This window comes from Paenibacillus ehimensis NBRC 15659 (genome assembly GCF_004000785.1).
Lineage (GTDB): Bacteria > Bacillota > Bacilli > Paenibacillales > NBRC-103111 > Paenibacillus_G > Paenibacillus_G ehimensis.
The window spans coordinates 52,333-74,432 of sequence record NZ_BILX01000030.1 but is presented as its reverse complement, the minus strand read 5'-3'; the positions used below and the strand labels follow the sequence as shown (position 1 = coordinate 74,432).

At 56.0% G+C, this 22,100-nt stretch carries 21 protein-coding genes; 3 read left to right on the top strand and 18 right to left on the bottom strand.

Annotation, left to right across the window (positions count from 1 at the left end; genetic code table 11):
• Window positions 1–3 precede the first annotated feature (3 nt).
• From PEH01S_RS18265 to PEH01S_RS18190, 17 genes are read right to left on the bottom strand one after another with little or no spacing between them, the layout of a single operon-like run.
• Window positions 4–558: a GNAT family N-acetyltransferase gene (locus PEH01S_RS18265; RefSeq protein ID WP_246062975.1), complete on the bottom strand. Its 555-nt coding sequence runs from the start codon at window positions 556–558 to the stop codon at window positions 4–6.
• Window positions 559–594: 36 nt separating this feature from the next.
• Window positions 595–1,317, bottom strand: coding sequence for a class I SAM-dependent methyltransferase (locus PEH01S_RS18260; protein ID WP_164827925.1), 723 nt, complete (start codon window positions 1,315–1,317; stop codon window positions 595–597).
• The gene (locus PEH01S_RS18255) at window positions 1,283–4,504 is read right to left on the bottom strand and encodes a non-ribosomal peptide synthetase (protein ID WP_127487245.1); all 3,222 of its coding nucleotides are present in this window, start codon (window positions 4,502–4,504) and stop codon (window positions 1,283–1,285) included. Before PEH01S_RS18255 ends, PEH01S_RS18260 begins: the two co-directional genes overlap by 35 nt.
• Window positions 4,486–5,640, bottom strand: coding sequence for a DegT/DnrJ/EryC1/StrS family aminotransferase (locus PEH01S_RS18250; protein WP_025848396.1), 1,155 nt, complete (start codon window positions 5,638–5,640; stop codon window positions 4,486–4,488). The genes PEH01S_RS18255 and PEH01S_RS18250 overlap by 19 nt, the downstream gene beginning before the upstream one ends.
• Window positions 5,634–6,728 carry a GNAT family N-acetyltransferase gene (locus PEH01S_RS18245; protein WP_164827924.1) on the bottom strand — a complete coding sequence of 365 codons (1,095 nt, stop codon included), beginning with the start codon at window positions 6,726–6,728 and terminating at the stop codon, window positions 5,634–5,636. Before PEH01S_RS18245 ends, PEH01S_RS18250 begins: the two co-directional genes overlap by 7 nt.
• Window positions 6,709–7,842, bottom strand: coding sequence for a hypothetical protein (locus PEH01S_RS34660; protein WP_164827922.1), 1,134 nt, complete (start codon window positions 7,840–7,842; stop codon window positions 6,709–6,711). Before PEH01S_RS34660 ends, PEH01S_RS18245 begins: the two co-directional genes overlap by 20 nt.
• Before the next feature lie 14 nt (window positions 7,843–7,856).
• The gene (locus tag PEH01S_RS18240; RefSeq protein WP_025848400.1) at window positions 7,857–8,318 is read right to left on the bottom strand and encodes a nucleoside 2-deoxyribosyltransferase; all 462 of its coding nucleotides are present in this window, start codon (window positions 8,316–8,318) and stop codon (window positions 7,857–7,859) included.
• Between the two features lie 13 nt (window positions 8,319–8,331).
• Window positions 8,332–9,555 carry a DegT/DnrJ/EryC1/StrS family aminotransferase gene (locus tag PEH01S_RS18235; RefSeq protein WP_127487241.1) on the bottom strand — a complete coding sequence of 408 codons (1,224 nt, stop codon included), beginning with the start codon at window positions 9,553–9,555 and terminating at the stop codon, window positions 8,332–8,334.
• A 3-nt stretch (window positions 9,556–9,558) separates the two neighbouring features.
• The gene (locus PEH01S_RS18230) at window positions 9,559–10,605 is read right to left on the bottom strand and encodes a radical SAM protein (protein ID WP_025848404.1); all 1,047 of its coding nucleotides are present in this window, start codon (window positions 10,603–10,605) and stop codon (window positions 9,559–9,561) included.
• Window positions 10,602–11,657 carry a hypothetical protein gene (locus tag PEH01S_RS18225; protein WP_127487239.1) on the bottom strand — a complete coding sequence of 352 codons (1,056 nt, stop codon included), beginning with the start codon at window positions 11,655–11,657 and terminating at the stop codon, window positions 10,602–10,604. Before PEH01S_RS18225 ends, PEH01S_RS18230 begins: the two co-directional genes overlap by 4 nt.
• 34 nt (window positions 11,658–11,691) lie before the next feature.
• Complete coding sequence (locus tag PEH01S_RS18220; protein WP_127487237.1) at window positions 11,692–12,501, bottom strand: APH(3') family aminoglycoside O-phosphotransferase; 810 nt, start codon at window positions 12,499–12,501, stop codon at window positions 11,692–11,694.
• A complete protein-coding gene (locus tag PEH01S_RS18215; protein ID WP_127487235.1) occupies window positions 12,473–13,354 on the bottom strand; it encodes an HAD hydrolase family protein in 882 nt (293 codons plus the stop codon). Before PEH01S_RS18215 ends, PEH01S_RS18220 begins: the two co-directional genes overlap by 29 nt.
• A complete protein-coding gene (locus tag PEH01S_RS18210) occupies window positions 13,320–14,450 on the bottom strand; it encodes a hypothetical protein (RefSeq protein WP_025848412.1) in 1,131 nt (376 codons plus the stop codon). Before PEH01S_RS18210 ends, PEH01S_RS18215 begins: the two co-directional genes overlap by 35 nt.
• Window positions 14,451–14,502: 52 nt before the next feature.
• A complete protein-coding gene (locus tag PEH01S_RS18205) occupies window positions 14,503–16,176 on the bottom strand; it encodes an asparagine synthetase B family protein (RefSeq protein WP_127487233.1) in 1,674 nt (557 codons plus the stop codon).
• Window positions 16,177–16,214: 38 nt separating this feature from the next.
• A complete protein-coding gene (locus tag PEH01S_RS18200; RefSeq protein WP_025848416.1) occupies window positions 16,215–17,390 on the bottom strand; it encodes a pyridoxal-phosphate dependent enzyme in 1,176 nt (391 codons plus the stop codon).
• Window positions 17,387–17,905, bottom strand: a complete 519-nt coding sequence (locus PEH01S_RS18195) for a sterol desaturase family protein (RefSeq protein ID WP_025848417.1) — start codon at window positions 17,903–17,905, stop codon at window positions 17,387–17,389. The genes PEH01S_RS18200 and PEH01S_RS18195 overlap by 4 nt, the downstream gene beginning before the upstream one ends.
• A gap of 51 nt (window positions 17,906–17,956) precedes the next feature.
• Window positions 17,957–18,874 carry a hypothetical protein gene (locus PEH01S_RS18190; protein ID WP_127487231.1) on the bottom strand — a complete coding sequence of 306 codons (918 nt, stop codon included), beginning with the start codon at window positions 18,872–18,874 and terminating at the stop codon, window positions 17,957–17,959.
• Between the two features lie 305 nt (window positions 18,875–19,179).
• Between PEH01S_RS18190 and PEH01S_RS18185 the strand changes: the two genes are divergently transcribed.
• Entirely contained in the window at window positions 19,180–19,776 is a 597-nt protein-coding gene (locus PEH01S_RS18185; RefSeq protein ID WP_127487229.1) for a TetR/AcrR family transcriptional regulator, read from the top strand.
• A 57-nt stretch (window positions 19,777–19,833) separates the two neighbouring features.
• On the opposite strand, the gene PEH01S_RS18180 is transcribed toward PEH01S_RS18185, so the two are convergent.
• Window positions 19,834–20,475, bottom strand: coding sequence for an HD domain-containing protein (locus PEH01S_RS18180; protein ID WP_127487227.1), 642 nt, complete (start codon window positions 20,473–20,475; stop codon window positions 19,834–19,836).
• Between the two features lie 227 nt (window positions 20,476–20,702).
• Between PEH01S_RS18180 and PEH01S_RS18175 the strand changes: the two genes are divergently transcribed.
• Window positions 20,703–21,377, top strand: coding sequence for a DUF2306 domain-containing protein (locus PEH01S_RS18175; protein ID WP_127487224.1), 675 nt, complete (start codon window positions 20,703–20,705; stop codon window positions 21,375–21,377).
• 102 nt (window positions 21,378–21,479) lie between these two features.
• Entirely contained in the window at window positions 21,480–22,082 is a 603-nt protein-coding gene (locus PEH01S_RS18170) for a DJ-1/PfpI family protein (RefSeq protein WP_127487222.1), read from the top strand.
• The last annotated feature ends 18 nt before the right edge of the window (window positions 22,083–22,100 follow it).

Below are 22,100 nucleotides of genomic sequence, written 5' to 3'. Positions count from 1 at the left end.
CCTTTAATCCGTCGTCTGAACCTGCTCGTTCACCTGAAAAATTTGAATCGGGCCGTCCCAATCGGCAGCGCGCACTTCCTCATAATTCCCTTGGGTAAACTCGTGAATCGCATTGCGCCAAAAGTCGTGGGCCGGCTTGTTGTCACCCTCCTGCCTGATTTCCCACGTTCCCTTGAACTGACGGAAAATTTGGCAAGCCGCCTCCCGTCCGATCCCTTGCTTTCTCCATTTTTTCAGTACGAAAAACTCCGCGATACTGTAAGTATCGTCCCCCGGCTTCAAATAAACGGTGTAATTGTTGATGAAGATAAAGCCCGCCAAGCTGCCGTTCACAGTCAGCAGCAGCGGCAGCCGCTTTTCCTGCTTGCGGCCTTCCTCCGTCCAGTAATGATCCATAAACGGATAATCGAAGAATCCGTGCTCGTCCGGGTCCTCCCCGGTATAATCCGTCGATTCGTATTGGTAGAGCTGCATCAGATTACGGATCACCGTTTTATCCGCCATGCCGGCTTCCCTGATTTCCACGTCATGGCCGTTCACGCGCGTCCGGATATTCATTTTGGTTTCGCCTCCTCTTGCTTTGCCGCCACGGGGTCAGGCTTTCCGGTACAGGCCCGTCCACCAGCCGCGTTTGCCCTGCTCCTCGTCGGCGCGCTCGTCCTTGTGCTCGTACAAATCGATCTTTTCCAGGCCGTTGCGCTCCATGAGCTCCCCGATTTCGCTTTCCGAAAAATGATGATAGGTCATCCCGTGCTCGTGATGTTCATAAGAAACAAACGTGATTCCCCGGTCCTCGATCCTTTCGGCCGACAAAGGAATGTCCCGGGACGTCGAGCGTACCTTAAAAACAAAGTATCCGCCGGAGCGCAGCACCCTGGCGATCTCGCTCCATACCGTCTGCGCAGACGACCACGTATTGAACTGCAGACAGAAGCTGGCGACAAGGCAGTCGAAGCGGTCCGCCTCGAAAGGCAGCTGGTAAAACCCGCCTTCCACGAGCCGAACCTCGACGCCCCGTTCCGAGGCGAGCTGCCGGGCGCTTTCCAGCGCAACCTTGGAAATATCCAGCCCGGTGCAGCGGTGCGTCTTGGCCAGCTCCACCAGATTGATCCCCGGGCCGCAACCGATTTCCAGCACCTCGAGACCTTCCGGCAGCTTGGCGAAATAGTCCCGAAGAAACGGAGCGATCGTTTCCTCCGTGCCCGGCACCGAGCGCAGCTCGGATTCCGTTTTGGCCACGCTGTCGTCCGTCCGGCGGCTGTATAAACGGTTCCACTTTTCTTTATTCGTCGCGATGAATTGATCGATGCTGCTCATCCGCAATTCCCCCCTGTCCAACGAAATGGGTCTCGATCCGCTTCGATATATCATGAATGCTGACATGCTTAAACAAGTCCGTAATGGACAAAGCGTTCGGATATTTTTTATTGATTTTGGCGTAAAAGCGCATCAGCATGATGGAATCGGCATCGCCGCTTAGCACCGGCTCGTGCGCTTCCGTTCCGGGCCGTCCGCCGGTCTCCTCCCACAGGACCAGCAGGTCGCGTTCGATGGCGGTCGGGGGGAGCCCGCTTCCGCCCTGTCCTGCGGCCGGGTGCGTATCCGGCTCGGGCAAGGCGCTGCGGTTGATTTTGCCGCTGGTCAGCATCGGAATGCGCTCGAGCTGCACCAGATGGGCCGGAATCATATAGGCCGGCAGCTCCAGCGCCAGAAAGGCTTTCACGTGCCCGGCGTCCACCTTGCCGTCGGCCGTAAAATAAGCGCAAAGGTACTTCAATCCGTCAGGCGATGTCAGATCGACGACCGCCGCTTGTTTTACGGGCCCGTAGCGAAGAAGCGCCTGCTCGATCTCGTCAAGCTCGATCCGATAGCCCTTGAGCTTGATTTGCCGGTCCACCCGGCCCAGAAACTCCAGATTGCCTTCCTCGTTCCAGCGGGCCAGGTCCCCGGTCTTGTACATGCTCGTTCCCGGCTCGAACGGATTGTCCACGAATTTCGCACGGGTCAAATCGGCCCGGTTGACGTATCCTTGCGACAAGCCGCGCCCGGCGATGCACAATTCGCCCGGCACGCCGATCGGCATGAGCCGGTTATCCTTGCCGACCACATAGCACTTCGTATTGGAAATCGGTCTGCCGATCAATATTTCGTCGCATTCGGGGGTCAGCTCGTACACCGTCGTATTGACACTGTTCTCCGTCGGACCGTACTCGTTAAACAACCGGCAGTGCGGCAGCACGGCAAAATGGTTGGCGACCAACTTTAGCGACACGTTCTCCCCGGCCACGATGACGAGCTTCAGGCTGCCCATCTTCGGAAAGGCGTGCTCCAGCAGGATCGAATACAGCGTCGGAACCGTAGAAAGCCGCGTTACCTGGCAGCTTTCGATCACGTCGCCGATATAGCCCGCGTCCAGCCGCTTCGCCTGCTCCAGAATGACGATGCTTGCGCCGGCCAGCAGCGGCGAGAACGTGTCCTGCACCGAGTTGTCGAACGCGAACGAATCCATGATCAGCACGACTTCCGAGCCATCATAGCGGTAATAGTCGAAGTTCCAGCATAACGTGTTCATAATCGCCTTGTGCTGGATCATGACCCCTTTCGGCTTGCCCGTCGAGCCGGAGGTATAGATAATGTAGGCGATATCCTCGCCCGTATGCAGGGGCATGAAATCGGAAGGGTCTTCGGCCGCAACGGAAGCATCGTCCACCGCCAGCGTCAGCCCCGGAAACGGAATCTGCCCGTCCGAACCGGACTGAACCAGCAGCACGCGGGCGCCGCTGTCTTCGAGAATGAACCGGATCCGTTCCTCGGGATAGTCCGGGTCCAAAGGCAAATAAGCGCCCCCCGCCTTCAGGACGGCCATGATCGCCACCATCATGTCGATGGAGCGCTCCATATAAATGCCGACAACCGTGTTGGGAGCGACACGCTCCCTTCTTAACCGCCGCGCCAGACGGTTCGACCTTTCGTTCAATTCGCGGTAGGTCATCCGGGTATCCCGGTAAATTACGGCGGTGCGCTGCGGCGTCAAGGCGGCTTGCCGCTCAAAGCGCCCGGGAATCGTCCATTCGCCGTGAACGGCCGCATCCGTACGATTGAATTCGCAGAGCAGCGCGTTCCTTTCCCCGTTCGAAAGCATGTTCACTTCCGACAGCGGCTTGTCCGCACAGACGATCATGTCCTCCAAGATCCGAAGGTAGTGGTCGAGCACCCGGTTCATGGTCGAAGCCTTTAACTTTGCGGCGTCGTACGTCAGCTTCACCGCCGGCTCGGAGCCGTTGCGGTACGTCACGTTGACGGGATGCTCATAGCCTTCCTCCGCCTCATATCCCGTTACCGACATCGTGCCTCCGGCCGGAAACGCGCCCATCGGCGCTTCGATCCGAAAGACCGAATCGATGATCGATTCGCCCGAAGGCGATGGACAGCAGGCTTTGATGTCGGCGGGCGAGTCGAAGGCATGGCCGGATAAATCGTGCACTTTCAACGCGATGTCCTGCATCAAATCAAAAGCCGTTTCCGCATCGTCCACCATCGCGCGAAGCGGCAGCGTATTGGCCGCGCAGGCGACGATCTCCTCGAACGGATGCGGCCTCCCCGGCATGCGTACGCCGAACATCACGTCGGCGCTATCGCTGTAAAACCGCAGCAGCACCGCCCATGCCGCATAAAGTACGGCGGCGGGGTCCAGACCGTGCTTCGCCGTGAAACGGGTCAGCGCTTGCTGCAGCGAAGGGGGAACGGGCCGGAAGCTGCGCTTCCATGGTTCCGTTCCGTCCGATGAGGCCGTGTCACTCCATGGGGCTGCTCCCTGCAATTCCGCCCCAGCCGCGCCTTTGCGCTCGACAGGAAAATGATCCCGTGGCTCAAAGCCGGCCAGAACCCTTTTCCAAAACTCCTTGCTTCGGTTGGTCCGCTGCGCCCGGAGAAAGGCAACGTATTGGCGGTACGACGGCTTCGCCGCCAACGCCGCTTCATCTCCCTGAACGACCGACTCGTATGCCTGAAAAAATTCGTTCAAGATCAATCCGTCGCTGTCTTCGTCAGATACGATGCGGTGAGAGGTCAAAATCATTCGGTACTGTCCCCGGCCCAGCGTACAGAGCGATACGATGAACAGCGAGCGGCTTACATCCGCATCGTTCCTGTCGGCAGCCCGGAGGCGGCCGATAGCGCCGTCTTGTTCTTCTTCGGGCAAACCGGACAGATCGTGATTCTTCACGGGCGGCTTCCATGACTTCACGATCCGAAGCGCGGGCGTCTCCTCCTCTTCCCACCGCATCACGGCCCTCAGCATCTCATTCCGAAGAGCAACCGTCTCCCAAGCGCGGGCGAAGGCCTCCCGGTTCAGTTCGCCGGTCAGACCGACCGTGATCTGATTCGTTTGCCGCCCCGTTTCGGATTGCTTGATCCGGTTGAACAACAGCCCTTCTTGGATCGGCGTTAAGGGAAAAGTTTCTTGCACCTGCTCTTCGATTAACGTTAATTTGTTTCCCGGCAACGAAAGTCCCTCCCCGCAACTTCATGCGCTCGAATCGACTTGTTGAGCAGAGCGCAGATGCGCCGGATGCAGTCTTCTGTCATTTGCGCATGGGTATACAAAAACATCAGATTCCGCCCGACCTCGGCGAAATTCGGAAAGGCGCTTCCCGACTCGTCCGCAAGCTGCGAGAGCCGGTTGGCGCGGTAATAATCCTGGAGAAATTTGGCCCGGTAAAGCGGGCAAGGATGCGCTTCCTGGAACGGTAGCCCCTGTCGTCTTAATTCGTCCGCCAGCTGCCGGTAAGCCTCGGGCGTGACGGACAAATGCACGACGAACCGGTGCCACGAGGATTCCCCTTCGACCAAGGGAAGCACGGGACGAACGGCATCGGAATCCAGCTGCTCGCGATACAGCCCGGCGTTGCGCCTTCTCAAGCCCGACAGCTCCGCGATGTTCCGCAGCTGCCCGGCGATGATGCAGGCTTGCAGCTCGGACATCTGATAATTGTATCCGAACGTTTCGTGATACGGCGTTTGGCGGGCGCCCAGCTGAGCGAAGCGGAACGCCCGCTCGTACCATTCCTCATTCGCGGTAGCGAGCAGCCCTCCGCTGCCCGCCGAAAGGATCTTTCCTTTATTGAAAGAGAAGACGGCCATGTCTCCATACCGTCCTACCGGCTTGCCTCGAATCGTCGTGCTGTGGGCCTGAGCGCAGTCCTCGATGACGCATACGTCCGTTTTTTTAGCCCGGACGATTCGGGTCAGCCGCTCCATATTGGCCGGAATGCCGTGCTGATGCACGACGATTACCGCCCGGGTACGGGGATGGGCGTCCAGCATGCTTTCCAGCGCCTCGGCATCCATATTGAGCGAAGCATCGGTGTCCACCAGCACGGGCAGCGCCCTGACGCTCAGAACGGCCATCGGCACGGATGCGCAGACGTTCACGGGAAGGAGCACCGTATCCCCGGAGCCGATTCCGGCGGCCGCCAGCGCCGTATGCAATGCGGCCGTTCCCGAATCGACGGGGAGCACGTAGCGGAAGCCGTAATATTGCTGAAACAGCCGGCACAGCTCGCCGATGTAATCCCGGGATAACGGCGTATTCCTCCCGTAATGCTCGATAATTTCCAACACGGCTTCGCGATTCAGCATAGCTCCACCGCGGAAGGGGCGGCAGCCGAATTTCGGGCGGCCTCGTCCTGCCTCTTGAGCGACAACCCTTGGGCCGAGTTGGCATAAAGATGAACGGCGTACCGGTCGAAATGATCATCGCTCCAAATCGTTTTGAACTGATCCTTGCTCCCCCACAGGTCGATCATCCGGAAGCCTCGTTCAAAAAACTGCTTCGTCGTTTCCAAGCGCAAGATGACGCCGGGCGAAAACGGAGCGTACTTCGCCTTGTAGCCCCATTTGATCGCCATCACCTTGCCCTCGAATAATAAATTATATTCAAAAGCGACCGGCTCCCGCTCGTTGACCAGCAGCCACAGCTCCGCCATGCCGCGTTTGGCGCCCTCTTCGGCCAACGTTTCGTAGAAAATGTGCTGGCCTTCCCGCGAGGCCATGTCGCTTCTCTCCTCGTACTTCCAGCTTTCGCAATCGATTTCCAGCAGCTGCTGAAACCCGCGCCTGATGTCCGGTTCCTTGGCGTACGACACAATGCGGAACGGCGAGAGCGCCTGCAGTTTATCCGGCTTGTTTCGCAAGGCGTTCTTAATTTTCTTTTTCCGCGTCAGATAATAGCTTGAAAAGTCGGTTCGAATCTCGACATAGGGGGACTCGTGGCTCTTATAGATAAAAAACGGCATCCCCTCGCTCTGCGCCCAATCCGTCAACGCCGCAAAGCCATAGCAGGAGGCGTCGACCTCCTGAAACGAAACCTTCAGCAAATCGGCGTATTTGCGGCGCAAATAAGCAAAGAAGCATTCCAGAACCGGGGCGTCCTCGCTTACCGTGCTGTACGGCACGATTTCGGTTAACACCTGGACCGCCGTCCCCCGGCAGCCTTCCCCACGGGCGGGCTTCGCGACAAAGGGAATCGCCGACACCAGCGTGTCGGCTTCCCATAGCGTCGCGACTCTGACATCGAAAAAGCCGGCGTACCTTTTCCAGCTTGCATAGGCCCATTCGTACGTCAGCGCCACATTCCTCGTTACCGCCTGTTCAAGCATGCGGTCCCAAACCGGGCGTATCCTCAAAAAATCGCTCATTTTTTTCAGTTCAATAATGTGCAGCTTCATCCCTGACCCCCAACACCGTGGCAGCGATCCGGTCGGCGCCGTCGGTCCCTGCCTGACGGATGAAATCGCGCTGAAATTGCCCAATGTGGCGGTGAATGCCCGCATCGCAAATCTGCGAATCCAATAGCCGCAGGAACATCTGCGTCTGGACGCGATCGTCAAAGAACGCCTCCATGCCGGACTGAACCGCCATGACCGCTTCTTTCTCCGGCATATCCGGGCCGATGTGGAAGCTTGAATCGAACAAGCTCCAATTGAACAATTCAACCGGGTACGACAGCCCGGACAAATAGTTCAGAATCAAATGCTGGCTGTAATTTTGCGGAGGCAAGAACAGGGTCCCGATGCCCATGGCGTACGCCTCCAGCAGCGTGGTCAGGCCCGGCGTCGTAATCAGCAAGGCCGAATCCGACAGCAGGCGCATGAACTCGTCATGCGGCAGAGATACGATCCGGTCCGCAAAACGGTACCCGCGCTGCCGCAGCTCGCCGGCAAACCGTTCGCCGCACACGACGACCACTTCGTCGAACGTATCCCAGCTTGCTTGCTCCAGCAGCTCCATCATCCGGTACGGGTAGCGGATTTGACCGGAATCGTTGAAAATATTTTCGATGCCTCCGAAATGGACGACCGCCCTTCGCTTGACCTCGGGCTTCCGGGCCGGAATATCGATAATTCCGCCCACGACGACAGGATTTCGGATCGGCAGCTCGTGCGACCTTCGCTCGGCGCCGAACGTGTTTTGCACAAAATAATGATCCGCTTGAAACAGCTCGGGAAACTCGCCGAAATGCCCCGTATCCCACATCCAGAACAAGGAATCGATATAGCCCCGGCGGACGCGGGCGGGGAGAGGCTTGATAAACAACGGCTCCATCGCCGTCAGCGCATAATCGAAGGAAGCCGACAGCCCGGCAAGCTGCCGGGCGCCATCCTCCTCGTACAAGTTGAGGTGTACGGTGTCGCACACTTGCTCGCGCCGCATAAAATCATAGGCGATGCCGCTGCCGCAAAACGTCAGCTCGGCGCCCCCGGCCTTTAATTTTTTGGCGACGGTCAAGATTTTGGAAACCGGACCGTACCCGAAGGGCACGGCGTTCAAAAGGATCTTCATCCCGTACCCTCCCGTCAGGTATAGTGCAGCGTGTATTGATCCACTTCCTCCAAAATCTGGTCGACCAAGCGGTCCATATCGGCATCCCCGAACAGGATGGGCTTCACCTGCGTGACCATCCCGAGCCCGGTAACCATCGGCGTATACGATTCGTCCTCATGCAGAAACAAGAGAATCGGTTTGCCCTTCGCGGAAGCCCAGCCCAGCTCCACATGCACGCCTCCGGAAATCGGCGCCCATCCGGGGAAAGCCACGACAAGATCCGCATTGCCCATTTCTTGATAATCAAGCCGGGTCGCCAGATCCGGTTCCATCAGCTCTTCGCCAAACAGTTCTCTCACTTGAGCGGAAAACACGCTGTGTCCCCGCTCTTCCAACCGCTTCACCGCGTTCGTAATAAATTGTTTGGACGACTCGTGGAAATTTCCGTCTGCATCCAGCAATTTCGTAAAGGGATAGGCCAAAAAAATTCTCATGTGATTTTCCTCCTTAATAGGACGCCATAATGTGTTGTACCGCCTCGGATATGGTTTCGATTTTGTCCATATCGTATAAAGGAATGACCGGAATCCAAACGGAAAGACGGGCTAACCGTTCCGCCGCCGGGCACATGCCGGGCTCGTAGGTGATTTGCGAATGGGCGAAGGGGGAACCGGACGAATGCGCCACGCGCCGGTTATAGAACATCCGGTTTTCGTACACGGCCGAATTGTAGGACGGCGTGGCCAGTACGTTGTCGCTTTTCAACCGGGCGATGATTTCGTTTCGGATCTGCTCATCCTGGACATAAAAGCATTCCGCTACACCGCAGTCGCCCTCTGTGTCCGGCATCCGCCGCAAATGCAGCCCCATCGCCCCCAGATTATGCCTCAATTGCGCTTTGAGCTCCCTCAGCTGCTTGAGCAGAATGCGCGATTTCCGGAGCTGTACCCTCCCGATCGCCGCCGACAATTCGCTCATCCGGTAATTTTCCCCGAAAAAGCAAGCGTCGTTGTTCCAGGTCGGGAACCCGTCGTGGCGAACGCAGCCTTGATCGTGATAGATCGCTGCCCGTTGATACATATCGCTGCTCCGCATAGCCACGGCCCCGCCTTCGCCGAGCGAGACGATCTTATTCGTCTGAAAGCTGAAGCAGCCCGCTGCGCCTAACGTGCCGAGCTTCCTGCCCTTGTAGGTCCCGCCAAAAGCCTGAGCCGCATCTTCGATCAACGGAATCCCGTGCCCGTTCGCGAGGTCGAGCAGCGATTCGAGCTCGGCGGCCACTCCCTGCACATGCACGCAAATGATCGCTTTCGTATTGGCCGTTATTTTCGTCCGGACATCGCCGGGGTCTATGTTCATGGACTCGTCGATATCGGCAAAGACGGGAACGGCATGACAGGCAACGACCGCATTGGCCGTCGCGATGAAGCCGTAAGCCGGGACGATCACCTCGTCGCCGGGACCGATGCCGAGCGCCTGCAGCGCGGTTTTGAGCGCCGCCGTGCCGGAGCTTACCGCCAGGACGTGCTCCGCCTCGAGAAAGCGGGCCAGCTCCGCCTCGAATTGATCCGTCTTGCCGAGCAGCTGCGGACCGTAGTACCGGAAGATGGATTTGGAGCGCATCACCTCCAGCACTTCGTTGATTTCTTCTTCATCCATCAAATGCGCGCCCAAAAAGTGGCCGGGAAGCGTCGGAGTCACTTCTTTCATCGTTTCACCTTTTGTTTTCATGGTTTAGGAGTCCCAGCTGAACGAATAGTCGGCCGCCTCCAGTTGGTGTTCGTGATAGTCCTTATTCCACTTCACGTTGGCCGGCTCGCAGCCGGTGCACACTTGCGGAGCCACCTGCGAGAAGCTTTGCCGGTTGTTCACGAACTGCGACTCGTTCCAGATTTCCTTGAACGGCCTTTCGAACACGCCTTCTACGCTGAGCGGCTTCCCTCTCCGGTGGGGAAGACATTGACAAGCGGTCATGCTGCCGTTCTTGGCGTCGATATAGGAGACGTAAAGCGGTACGAAGCATTTGCTGTACGTTAACGCCTTGCCCTTGGAGCAGCCTTCGATCTCTTCCTCCGACGTGCCGAAAATAAACGGATTAACCGCATTCAACCGGACACGGCTGCTTTGAAGCCTGTGCTGGATACGGACCGCCACCACGTTATACTGCTTGATTTCGTGCGGCGTTAAATACATGCCTTTGACATCCTTGATCGGATTCAGCCGCCAAAGATCGACTCCGATCTCGTCGAGCAGCGGAATGAATTCGTCGAGATGATCGTACGTCCGGTTCGAGACGATGCTGTTCACAACCAGCTTGAGATCGCCCTTCTTCCGGTCCCGCAGCCGGTTGATTTCCGCCAAGCCCTCCACGGCGTCCTCGAACAGACGGGGCGTGCCCCGGAGCGTATTGTGGATTTCCGCCCGGGGCGAATCCAGCGAACAAACGATGCCGGTAATGCCGGCGTCCACCAGATCGGCCGCATAATGCTTCAGCCGGGAGCCGTTCGTAATCGTGCTGACCCGCAGCCCGAGCGAGCGGATGAAGCGAATCGCCTCCATCAAATCGTCGTACAGCGTCGGCTCGCCGCCGGTAAAGCGGATTTCTTCCGTATCCAGCTCGGCCAGCTCCGCCGCCAGCTGCTTAAGCTTCTCCAAAGGCAGCCGGTAACTGTCCGTCGATCCGGCGAACCGGCACATCTTGCACTTGGCATTGCACGCTTCCAGGATACGGATATAAGCGATTTTGGGGCTTCTGGGAACGGTCGAGACACAGGTGTTCATGATAACCATACCTCCTTTACATCCTGATAAGTGTGTTGCTTGTAAGCTCTTGCAAACATGCCGTTGACCGCCGTTAAGAAGCCGGACGCTTGGGCGTAGGCGTCCGCAGGCGTCGCGGGCTCCCGTTCCGTGTACCACTTGGACAAATAGGAAACGACAAGGCCGTCGCAAAGGCCGAGCTTGCCGAGCAATACAGGCAGAGGCTCGGAAACGTACAGCTTATCCTTTTCCTCTCCATGGTCCATTCTTGTCCCGGCGATGTTCGGGCATTCCGCATGAGAAATCATCGCCGGCGCCTTCATGTTCAACCGCCCGGCCAATTTCCCCGCCACCGCGACGGCGCGCGCCTGGTTCACATTTTCCGCGCTAATGACGGACGGTTCGGCCAGCCCTGTGACATGCTCCGAGAAGGCAGGCAGGTAAAGCATCAAGGACCGCTTGAAAGCCGTAACATACCTTTCGTAAAGCGGGTGTTCCCGGGGGAAGGAAGACGAGCCGTCCGGGGCGTATAACCCGCAAATGTCTTCCGTACCGATCAGGGCTCCGTACCGGTCCGCCAGATCGTCCACCACCGCTTCAACCTCCGGCTCCGACGTACAGGTGAAATGCAGGCGTTCGAGCGGAAACCCGATGGACAGCGCGTAATAGCGGACAAAATTATGGAGCACGCCCACCATAACCGACCAATGCTCGTCATCCAGCGGCGACTTGCCGTCTCCGGCCAGGATGGACAGCTGCTCGATCTCGATCAGGAGCACGCAGGGGAGATTCAGGCACTTGGCCGCACGGATCGGCGCAATGAGATCGATGCAATCCTTAACCGTGACGTTGCGCGCCTGCCCGTGCGTAAAGACAAGGCACGGCCCCCCGAGCACCACCGAATGAGGCTGCACTCCTTCGCGAAGCAGCGTCTCCGATACGCCGAACGTGCCCTTCCATACATCGCAAGATGCCGGCTCCGGCGGCCAGCCCTGCCTATCCGCCGTCAATCCGTAGCGCTGCCTGAACTGCTCCGCAGTCAACCGGTAAACCTTTTCGATCAGCGCATCCATGCGTCAGGCCTCCTCATGCAAATTGCACCATGCCTCAGATAAACCAATCCAGAAGCTGATAAAATTGGATCTTCTCCGGATCCGGCCGGTTTATACCGTAGCGCTCGAAAAATACGGGCACCCACGCTTCGCCGTAGTTATAGACGATGCTCTTGGCGGCAATCGCCAAATCCTGATACTTGTCGGAAACGCCGCCGTTGCCCCAGTCGACGAACCCGCGAAGCTCGCCGTCCTGCACGATGATGTTGGTGAGACTGTAATCTCCATGGGTAAATACAAGCTCTTCTTGAATGGCGGCACTCGTTTTCACCAAGGTTTCGTATAAAACACCGACGTTATCGACCTCGTACCGCTCAAGAATGTCTGCGACGATCAAATGGTCCGCCATATTCCGGCGCGCTTTTTCCATCTGCCGGGGCAGCCGGTTGTCGAATGGGCAAGCTCCGGCGGGAACGCTGTGAATTTGGCGCAGTCCCGCCGCATACAGGCCGATCACCCGCTCCGTATTCTCCGGCGAGTTGGGGTCTCCGGCGCCGATCGGATTATCGCCTTCGAGCGCTGCGGTGATTAAATATTCAAACGACCGTTCCTTCGCATAATGAACGACTTGCGGTACGGGCAGCTTGCCCTGCAGCCAGACAAGGCGGTCTTTCTCGGCTTCCAGCGAAATTGCCGGCGTGAGCGCGTTGCATTTAAGATACACGCCCCCGTCCGTCCGCTTGTCCTTGATAAAGAAAACCTTGGAAGCGGAATGCCCGATCTTCAGTTCTTTCACCTGCTGAAAATCCATGCGTTCCGTCACGTGCGGAGGCGCGCTATCCCCGATTGCCGATATCCAATCCATTGTGTGGCCTCCCTATGGTCATCGTCATTTGGCTTGCAATCCTGTCCAACAGCTCTTCCATATCATGCTCGCAATACGCATCCGCAAGGGCAATCAGCTTTTCATTGGCCTGATTCACCGCTACGCTTAAACCAGCAATCTCGAACATCTCGCAGTCGTTTTCCTCATCGCCGAATACGAGGCATTGGCCGGGGCTCTCCCCGGCCGCACGGCATAAAGCCTGCAGCCCGACCGCCTTGGTGATGCCCCCGCGCTTCACTTCATACCAATCGGTCGTTCTCTGCTTCGCGACGATCAGGGAAGACGACACCTCGGGCATGATCTTCTCCAAACGTTCGAGCATATCCGTCTGTCCGGGCATGAGCACGATCGTGACCGGCGGGGCCGGGGGCAATTCGCCGCCAATGACCCGGACGGCCTCCCGGCCGATCTTCCAGTCCTCGGCGTACAAGCACGCTCCCGCTTCCGAAGTGGCGTAGGCGGACTCCCCCTGTTCGAAGATGATATCTCCGGACCTGCTGCAAGCCTCTTGAATGAGCCGGACATCCTTCATGTCGATGGAAGCTTCGTATAAGCTGCGCCCTTGTCCGTAATCGTAAACGGTTCTTCCGTTGAAGCAAATGACGGGGCAGTTCATCCGAAGCCCGTTTTTCCGCAGGAAGCGCCTGACCGACAAAACGGTTCGCGCCGTCGCCAAACTGACGGGAACGAGCTCCGTTAACCGGTTAAACAGCTCGATCATAGCCGGCTTCATAGGAATCCCCGGCAGCTTCAGCGTGCCGTCAATGTCAAAAACAATCCGCTTAATGCCGTCCAGATTATGGATAATACGTTCTTTGCTCGTAAGCCTCATCGAAAACCAGCTCCTGCGCCAGATTCAGCAGCCTTTCCCGGCTGCCTCCTCCCGTCAATTTAATAAACCGCAAACCGGGGGTGTGGAGCAGCGTATCCTCCGCTTTCTCCTCACTCTGATTAGGGACGCCGATCCAATTCGGATAATTCGGGTCCTCCGGCGTATACAGGGAAGATTTCAGTTCGCGGATCATATCCTCCCGCCGGTGCAGAGGTTCAACCTGAAAATCCGGCATGTCGGGAACGTACTGTTTAAAAATGACCACATGCAGCGGAACTTCCCTTGCTACCGGCACATGCCATGATGACAGACGCTGAAGCGGAATTTCATACTTTTCCCCGTTCCATAAGGCGGGGTCTTGATGGACGAACGCTTGCAAGCCGGGGTACTCTGCGACAGTTTCCGCCTTGAGGCGAATCTCCGAAGGCCACCCGCTAAACCGGATTCCCTGCCTGTCCTTCCAGAAAAAAGTCCGGTCCGGACCGACGCACGCCGCTCCCGCGTTCATGAGCCATTCCATCAGAAGCGTCGATTTGCCGGCCCCCTTCTCCCCTATAATCGCCACCCCCTTATCCTTGACCCGCAGCGAGGAGGAATGAAGGACGAAGCCCCCGCGCCGCTCCAATTCCGATCGTAAAATATTGCGGATCGTCGCGCTTGCGTCCAGAATGAGCGAGCTGTCCGGCTTCCTGCCTATCGCTGCCGCCAGCTTCCGGACGTTGTCGACGGCGATCAGATTGCCGCTTTCCGTATTGGCCACGTAACGGACGGTTGCGTCCTCCAGCACCTTTCCCCTCAACGTCCGGTAGCCGGTGCTCTGCGCGATGACCGTCTCTCCTTCGGCTGCCTGCGCAAACCGCTCGAAGTCCCAGGCGTCGCTGACCATGACCGCGAAGCGCCAGCCGCCGGCCGGAAGCTCGGCCGCCCGCTCCCCGCCGAAAGTCGGCGACAGCACATCGTGTATCTCCTGAAAAAGCTCAGGGGCTGAGCAATGCAGCCGCACGGTGCAAGCTGCGAGCCGGTAATCCGCCGAATGCGCCGGATGCTCCAAGCTCCCGCATTGTTCGAGAAGCGACGCTAATTCCCTTCGATCCATGGAACACCGTCCTTTCGATCCGTTGAATACCTTTCTTTTTTTACCCGGACTGCTAGGCGACGATCTGCTTATACCAGCGCTCGAACGAAAGCAGCTTCCACAGGCTGGCGGCGGCCGAAGCTTCCTGCTCCCGGTCGAACAACCGCCCCACGGCCTCCCGGTCCAGCCACTCGCCCGCCAGCACGCCTTCCATCATTTCCTCGCGGAAGGAATGGCGGATTTCGAGCAGCCAGGCTTCATGCGAAAAGAAGGTGTCGAAGCCGAACTTTTGGTCGAAGAGCGCTTCGTGGGGCAGCTCTCCGGCCAAGCCGAATTTGGGAATCGCCTTCGGCTGTCCCTCCGCGATTTTCAGCTCGAACGGAATCGCATTGGCGAATTGAATCATATCCGGGCTCAAAAACGGACTGCGGACCCGTTTGCCGTATTTCCTTCCCGACCCGTGGGCCACGGAAACGTTGTCGCAGTGGCCTTCGTAGAACAGCTCCAGGAAGGAGACCCGGTCGATCGGCTCACAGTCCCGGTACGGATCGAGCCGCTCAACCAAATAGAGCGCCTCCGGGTCATGCGCCGCCGCCCAATGCCTGAAATGCTCCGCATACAAGCCGATGCTCTTCCGTTCGTTTTCCTTCAAGCCGTGGCTCCCCCTGCTGCGCGCGAACCGGGGCACCAAGGTCTGCGCTCCGTCTTGCGGCCGTTGGTACCTCAAATATCCCGCAAACAGCTCATCTCCCCCGTGACCGGCAAGGATAACGGACGACGGGTCGGGAAAGCTTTTGCACAAATAATCGTTGTGCAGCGTAATCAGCTTGCCGCAGGGCAAGTCGTAGCTTGCCGCAATTTCGCTGATCTCCGCATCGGTCGGGGGCTGGTAGTGCACGGTAAGCATCGGAACCTTCAAGTAGTCCGCCACCAGCCGTGCGCGGTAAAGATTCAAATCCTCGCCGCCCTTGGAGGCGTAGGTCAGGCAAACCGGCTGCACCGGAACGTCGTTCTGCACGCAGGTCAACAAAATGCCGCTGGAGTCGACCCCTCCCGAAAAGGCGATGCCGGTGACTTGACCGGCATCGCGCAAGCGCAGCACCGAATCCCTCAGGATGCTTTTAAAGGTTTCGTAGAGCTCCGGCAGATGCCGCTTCTCGTAGGCTTTATCGTAGCTCGGCGTCCAGTATCTCCACGCGCGCTGTTCCATGGCATTGGCGCGGTAGGCCTGCCCGTACTCCAGCACGGAAATGCCTTGAAAAGGCGTCCGTCCGCCCAAGGGCGTCCCGTAGATCATGTATTGGTCGATGGCGTACATATCGAATGCCGGTATTCCGCCATGCTTCAGCAGCGGTTTCAACCGGTTGGAAAACCAAAGCTCGCCCGGCTGATCTTCTCTGACGAACAGCGGTTGCTCGCCCAGCTTGTCCGTCGCCAGCAGCAGCTCCCGTTTCCGCCGGTCGTAAATCACCAGCGCAAACGTCCCGTCCAAGCGGGTAAGGATCCCGGTTCCTTCACGCCGGTAAAGCTCTTTCAACAGCTCTTCCGTAGAAGCGGAACGGACGCCGGCGGCATCGGCTAACGAGCCGGCATTGTAGAGCTCCCCGGCAAACATGACGAAAGCTTCATCCTCGGGCGTTTCGGTAGAAACGGAACGCGCGCCTTGAACTTGGCGGTCGTCCAGCGCATAAATCGTAAGCTGCGGTTCGCCGTGCGCTTTCACCCATCTGCCCAGAAAACATTTCATTTCCACACCTCCGAAGATCAAGCTTGGCGCCTGCCGGCTTAGTTGTAATCGAAAAACTGCTTATCGTTGACACCGGAGCTGATATTGACCAGAATGACTTTCCCCTTGCTGCTTTTGGCTTTATGAATAACGCCCGCCAGCTGGTACCCCGTTTCCAAAGCTACGGATACGCCCTGAGATTGATAGAAGCGTTCCGCCGCTTCTTTCGCCTCCGCCGGTGTGAAGGTTTTGGCCTCGATGATGCCCTTGGAATGAAAATGGGCGACGGCCGGAGCTACGATGGTCGAGCCCAGACCTCCGATGTAGGTGCTGTCGTTCAGCCCCTTGAGCCCGTAAGTCTTGACCAACGGATAATAATCCTGGCTGTCGATCGAATAATACCCCATTTCACCCTTGGTCAATATCGGGCACGGCTCCGCCTCCGAGGAGAAGACCTCCACTTTGTTGCCGTGCTCCAGACGGTCTGCCAGAAAAGCCGATGCCGTCCCGAGAATATTGGCGCCGCCTCCGCAGCTTCCCACCACAATATCGGGATATTTCCCCAAGGCGGCGAGCTGCTCCTTCGCTTCCAGCCCGATCACGGTTTGCGGGATGACAAAATAGCCGTACACGCTGCCGAAAATATAGATCGAGTCTTCCATCTTCTTCGTATATTCGATTGCCGAATCGGCTGACAACGTCAGCAGGTCCTGATGGTACTGGTCCAATTTGACGACGATGACCTCCGCGCCGGCCTTCTCCATCTGCAGCTTCCGGTCCGGCCGGACGTTGTTGCTTTCTTCGTCAATGAAACAAAGGAGGCGGATGCCAAAATGCTTCGCCGCTTGAGCCAAAGCGATTCCCCAGTTCCCGGTCGTTTCGGTCGTGATCGTTTTTACGCCGTCCTTATGGCACATGTAGGAAATCAGATACGCGCTGTTGGCCTTATGGTTTCCGGAATGGGTCGCCCCTTCGTCTTTGATGTAAATTTCGCAGTCCGTTTCGATCGCCTGCTCGAATTTTTCCGCCCGGAACAACGGGGTCGGACGATAACGCGAATAAACCTCCTTCACTTCTTCAGGAATCGGAATCAGCTTGTCTCGGGACATTTCCAGACGGGCCAGCGAAGGCGGAAACACCCCCAGCAAATCCTTTTCGGTTAAAGCTTCCTTGCTCTGTTGGCGGTACATGCCATAATCGAAAAAAGCATTGATATTTAAAAAATGGTTGATCATAAACTCCCTCCTACCGCACGATTCTCCGTATTTTTGCCGCTTTTTTTCACCGTGCGGAACACATGATCCCATAAGGTGATGAAAAAAGAATAATTCCAGCGCTGCACCCGGTGATGCTGAAGATGATATTGGCCGATGGCAAAAATCCGCGTAACCATCCCTTTTATTTTGGGGTTGTGATCCAGCACGTTGCTCGAAAAAAACACCTCGTACACATAGTGAAAAATCAGCAGCGTAATGCCGGGCACCGGATCGATGATCGCGATAATGACGACCGGAAGCGTTAACGAAATCCACACGTCCAGCGAGGCCTTCCAGCTTCCGAACCAGAAGAAGAAGCTGCCCCAGGAAGGCATATAAGACTCGCCGTACTGCACCATATGATGCGCTTGATGAATTTTAAACAAAATGTTTTTTTTATGCGGAATGTGGGCGATCCGGTGAATCCAATACGAGCATAAAGTCCAGAGCATGAAATAAAAGATGAGACTGAACCCAAAACCGAGGTAGCTCATGACGTATCACCTCCTTTCCCGTGACCGCAATGAACTTCCCATAGGGCCGATTTATCTCGCCGCATAGCTCCCCCTCGTATTTTGCAGAATGTACAGCCTGCGATCCTCAACGACAAACTCCACATATCTCGGCGTCCGGTAATAGCTTTCCAGTTCGACGAAAAATGCCTTGAGCTGATCGTACGCTTCGGGGATATCGTTCCGTAATTCACGTAAATCTTTTTTCCGCTCCAGCGGGGTCAGATTCAAATACGCTCCCGACTGACGCATCAAGTATTTCCCGAAATCGTCCGCTTGTCCCGTGCGCGGGTTCCGGGTGTAGGCCCTTCCGCTGCAAGAATGCGCATTCCAATTCGCATACACCATTTGCTGAACGATCAGCCAGCGGTGGAAATGCTCCTGTCCCGCTTGCTCCAGCTCTTGAAAATGCGCATAGATCCGTTCGATGTAGTAAAGCAGCTCGTCAACCGCGCTCCCGAACGGACCGTGCGACGGGTTCCGGGCTGCTGCGCCGGGAAGAAGACTGCCTTGAAATTGCCGCGCTTGCATGGCGTATTCTTCTTGAAGAAGGCCGGCAAACGCATCCGGCCGCTTCGCTTGTCCCTCGGCTTGAGCCAGTCCGATATTGACAAGGGACTCCGGCAGTCGTACGCCGCCGTTCTTGTCCCCGCATCGCAAAGAAAACAGCAAAGGAGGTTTGTCCGCTTCGAAAATGCCGATGTTTTGCCCGATTCGGCGCTCCACGTCCGACAGATGCGAGGCCAGCGCAGCGCCAAGCCCCTTTGGAACGGCCCCCTCCTCTACAAAAGCGCGGTAAGCTTCCGGAAGAATGATCAGACCTGTAGGAACGCGGGCACCGAGCTGCGTTGCGACGGACAAGCCTTTTATTTTCTCATCCATATCACTGTCCGGCAGCCGCATCGTGTCCTCCCAATTGACGACGTAATCCTTGACTCGTATGTAATTCACCCCCTTTGACTATAGAAATATATTTTAATTTTTACATAATATTACTTATTTGAGTTATATGCCTAATTATAAGTCTATATTAAAACTTTGTAAATATTTTCATAATCGGCCTGTTAAATAGCCGTTTGCGGGCCTGCTCCCCATGCCTTCTGCTTGTAGATTCCGAACGACTGCAGCTTTTCCAGCTTGGATTCGTACGAGTGGGGAGAATCGTGGACGGATGCCGGCTAGAATACCGAAATTTCACGGGTTGACAATCCATAGAAAGATTGGTATCAATTCAGATATGGAGGCGGTATGGAGTTATGAGAAAAGGTGAACTGACAAAGGAGCAAATCATTCAAAAGTCGGCGGCACTGTTTAACCAACAAGGATACAATGGCGTGTCCCTTAATGATATCACCGAAATGACCGGAATTAAGCGGGGAGGACTGTACCGTCATTTTGCAAGCAAGGATGAAATCGCGCTGCTGGCGTACGATTATGCATCGGAAGTGGTCAGGGACAAATTTCTGCAAGCGCAGGCCGGCAAGCAAACGGCGAAAGACAAGCTGCTCTCCTTTTTTGAGGTATACGCCGACGTCGTCCATAATCCGCCCTTTACAGGCGGTTGTCCGATGCTTAATACGGCGGTGGAGTGCGATGACGGACATCGCTTGCTGCGCGAGAAAGCTCAAACCACCTTTCGCCATTTTTACGGGGCAATCCAAGAAATATTGGAGCAAGGGATCCAAAACGGGGAGTTCCGATCCGATCTGAACATCGACTCGACGGCCTCCTTTCTGATATCGGCTTTAGAGGGCAGCATCGTTCTTAGCAAGCTGGAAGAGAACAGCAGGCATGTTCGGTACAGCATGGAGAACATGGCCCAATACTTGGAGCTGATTGGCTTGAAAAATTAAATCGAAATGCGCGAAAAAAATCCGCCGCCTTGGCTATCAAGGGGCGGATTTTACGGTTTAAGCCTGGTTGTCGAATGGCGGCCGAGGAATATGGCTGCATACCTTCGGAGAAGCCTCTCCATGAATTTCGTTTCTGACGATATCCGCCAAGAAGCTCACATACGCGGTATGCGGCTTACGGCGGAGCACCTCCGTGACCGCTTCCGTGAAAGCTTGATGAAAGCCAAGCAGAGGGACCGCTTCGAAGATTTCCTCCAGAAAAGAAGCCGGCAGCATGCCATCGTCAAGAAATCCGACATCCGTGAACGTGCCCATTTGAACCAACGCCACTTCCGGCGCTTTGCGTATGGCAATTTCTACACTGGTGTGGAGGGCGATGGCATCCCAAACAAGCGCTATTTTCTCGGCGGGGTACTGATGCTTGGTTAAAAAATCGGCGGCGGCATCGGCGCCGTCGATCTCAAATCTCGCCGGCCCGATAAAGCGTTCGACCACGCCGAGATCATGCATGATGGCGGAGAGATACAGCATTTCCGCGTCGTATTTTTTGTTGAGCTTATTCCCGAGCGCCGCTCCAAAGATATAGCTTCGTAGAGCATGATTGAATATGGAAACGGGGGACACTTCGCGGACAAGCTCGGTTGCTTCTTTCGCAAGCTTCGTATCTGGTATAACGATTCCCGCAATTTCTTTTCTCATGGCCTGCACCTCCACAAAAAATAAAAAGATACCGTTCGGTATCAAAAATCATAGCAAACTGTTTTCCCTCCGTCAACAGCCTAGAACGACCGTTCACACAACTTTGAAATCACGCCAATAAATAGCCCCTTGTAGCTATTGATGTATTTTTTTCCTATGTTACTCTTTAAAGAGACCGTTCGGAATCAAATGTCTACTGTACGGATCACTCGGGATGGAGGATCTCAATGAAGCAGACCGTGAGTAAGAAGTTGTATTTCACATTAATCCTTGTAACCGTCGTCTTCATCGTTTATGTGTTAGGCAAAAATCTGGTGCTCGACCCGCAATTCACTGAATTTTTAAGCCATAAGACGAAGCTTTCCTCCTCATTCGTCATGCCGGCCTGGTTAAGTGTCGTGCGGGTACATATTATTTTCGGCTGTATCGCGATGCTTTCGGGAGTCGCCAATTTCTCCATGCGGCTGTTGAAACGAAACCGGCTGCTTCACAGAGTAAACGGGATTGTCTACCTGCTTGCCGTTATCGCAGTCATCTTCACATCCGGTTATTTGGCTCCGCATTCAACCGGAGGGAAAGTGAACAGCATCGCCTTTAATCTGTTGAATATCGTCTGGCTCGTTTTTTCGATTACCGCATATATCGCCATCAAACGAAGAAACATCACATCGCACCGCAAATGGATGGTGCGCAGCTACGTATTTTGCTTTACGAACATGCTGACCCACATCCTGTTGTTTATAAGTCACGATTGGCTCGGGTTCAATTACGAGGCAAGCTATACGTTTGGCGTATACGGGAGTATCGTTATCAACCTGACTGCAGCGGAAATAGTCAACCGGTTCGTCTTCAAAGCCCCGGTCAAGCTGCTTCCGAACGGTCTTCCTGCCTTAGACCGGTAAGGGCTGGCGGAAAGTCTTGGCATCGTTGGTTGAAAAACCGGCTGATACGAAGCAAGTTGAGTTGAGTGGGAAACTAATTTTATTTTCAATGTGGAGGGACTTATGAAACAGCGTAAAGTGGGCATTTTTTTGTTCGACGATGCAGAAGTACTGGAAATTGCCGGACCGTTCGAGGTGTTTGCCGTCACCTCCATAAACCGGGGGAAACCGGATGAATTGAAACCTTTCTTGGTTACTACTTTTTCCGAGTCCGGGCAAATCGTCACGGCACGAAACGGGTTCAGGGGAGTCCCGGATTACAGCCTTGAATCCGTACCGGATTATGACATTATTGTCATACCCGGTGGAGTTGGAACCCGTCGCGAGCTGCATAACGATAACGTCATCTCTTGGATTCGCGGCAGGATTCATCAAGTCGAGCTCATGACTTCTGTCTGCACGGGAGCATTCTTGCTCGCGAAAGCAGGTCTGCTCGATGGAAAGCAAGCAACGACCCACGCAGCCAGCATTCCATGGATGAAGGAGAACTTCCCTGCGGTGACCGTACTGGACCATGTGAAGTTTGTAGACGAAGGAAACGTGATCAGCTCTGCCGGGATTTCGGCCGGGATCGATATGGCGTTTCATATCGTGCGCAGATTGCTGGGAGTTGATGTCGCTAAGGCTACGGCTAAGCATATGGAGTACGATATTGATTTTGTATGACACTCTGGTGCACCAATA

What these genes read in the sequence shown, in the direction of transcription:
- PEH01S_RS18265 (WP_246062975.1), bottom strand. Translation starts at nt 558, where the DNA reads ATGAATATCCGGACGCGCGTGAACGGCCATGACGTGGAAATCAGGGAA.
- PEH01S_RS18260 (WP_164827925.1), bottom strand. Translation starts at nt 1,317, where the DNA reads ATGAGCAGCATCGATCAATTCATCGCGACGAATAAAGAAAAGTGGAAC.
- PEH01S_RS18250 (WP_025848396.1), bottom strand. Translation starts at nt 5,640, where the DNA reads ATGCTGAATCGCGAAGCCGTGTTGGAAATTATCGAGCATTACGGGAGG.
- PEH01S_RS18245 (WP_164827924.1), bottom strand. Translation starts at nt 6,728, where the DNA reads ATGAAGCTGCACATTATTGAACTGAAAAAAATGAGCGATTTTTTGAGG.
- PEH01S_RS34660 (WP_164827922.1), bottom strand. Translation starts at nt 7,842, where the DNA reads ATGAAGATCCTTTTGAACGCCGTGCCCTTCGGGTACGGTCCGGTTTCC.
- PEH01S_RS18240 (WP_025848400.1), bottom strand. Translation starts at nt 8,318, where the DNA reads ATGAGAATTTTTTTGGCCTATCCCTTTACGAAATTGCTGGATGCAGAC.
- PEH01S_RS18235 (WP_127487241.1), bottom strand. Translation starts at nt 9,555, where the DNA reads ATGAAAACAAAAGGTGAAACGATGAAAGAAGTGACTCCGACGCTTCCC.
- PEH01S_RS18230 (WP_025848404.1), bottom strand. Translation starts at nt 10,605, where the DNA reads ATGAACACCTGTGTCTCGACCGTTCCCAGAAGCCCCAAAATCGCTTAT.
- PEH01S_RS18225 (WP_127487239.1), bottom strand. Translation starts at nt 11,657, where the DNA reads ATGGATGCGCTGATCGAAAAGGTTTACCGGTTGACTGCGGAGCAGTTC.
- PEH01S_RS18220 (WP_127487237.1), bottom strand. Translation starts at nt 12,501, where the DNA reads ATGGATTGGATATCGGCAATCGGGGATAGCGCGCCTCCGCACGTGACG.
- PEH01S_RS18215 (WP_127487235.1), bottom strand. Translation starts at nt 13,354, where the DNA reads ATGAGGCTTACGAGCAAAGAACGTATTATCCATAATCTGGACGGCATT.
- PEH01S_RS18210 (WP_025848412.1), bottom strand. Translation starts at nt 14,450, where the DNA reads ATGGATCGAAGGGAATTAGCGTCGCTTCTCGAACAATGCGGGAGCTTG.
- PEH01S_RS18205 (WP_127487233.1), bottom strand. Translation starts at nt 16,176, where the DNA reads ATGAAATGTTTTCTGGGCAGATGGGTGAAAGCGCACGGCGAACCGCAG.
- PEH01S_RS18200 (WP_025848416.1), bottom strand. Translation starts at nt 17,390, where the DNA reads ATGATCAACCATTTTTTAAATATCAATGCTTTTTTCGATTATGGCATG.
- PEH01S_RS18195 (WP_025848417.1), bottom strand. Translation starts at nt 17,905, where the DNA reads ATGAGCTACCTCGGTTTTGGGTTCAGTCTCATCTTTTATTTCATGCTC.
- PEH01S_RS18185 (WP_127487229.1), top strand. Translation starts at nt 19,180, where the DNA reads ATGAGAAAAGGTGAACTGACAAAGGAGCAAATCATTCAAAAGTCGGCG.
- PEH01S_RS18180 (WP_127487227.1), bottom strand. Translation starts at nt 20,475, where the DNA reads ATGAGAAAAGAAATTGCGGGAATCGTTATACCAGATACGAAGCTTGCG.
- PEH01S_RS18175 (WP_127487224.1), top strand. Translation starts at nt 20,703, where the DNA reads ATGAAGCAGACCGTGAGTAAGAAGTTGTATTTCACATTAATCCTTGTA.
- PEH01S_RS18170 (WP_127487222.1), top strand. Translation starts at nt 21,480, where the DNA reads ATGAAACAGCGTAAAGTGGGCATTTTTTTGTTCGACGATGCAGAAGTA.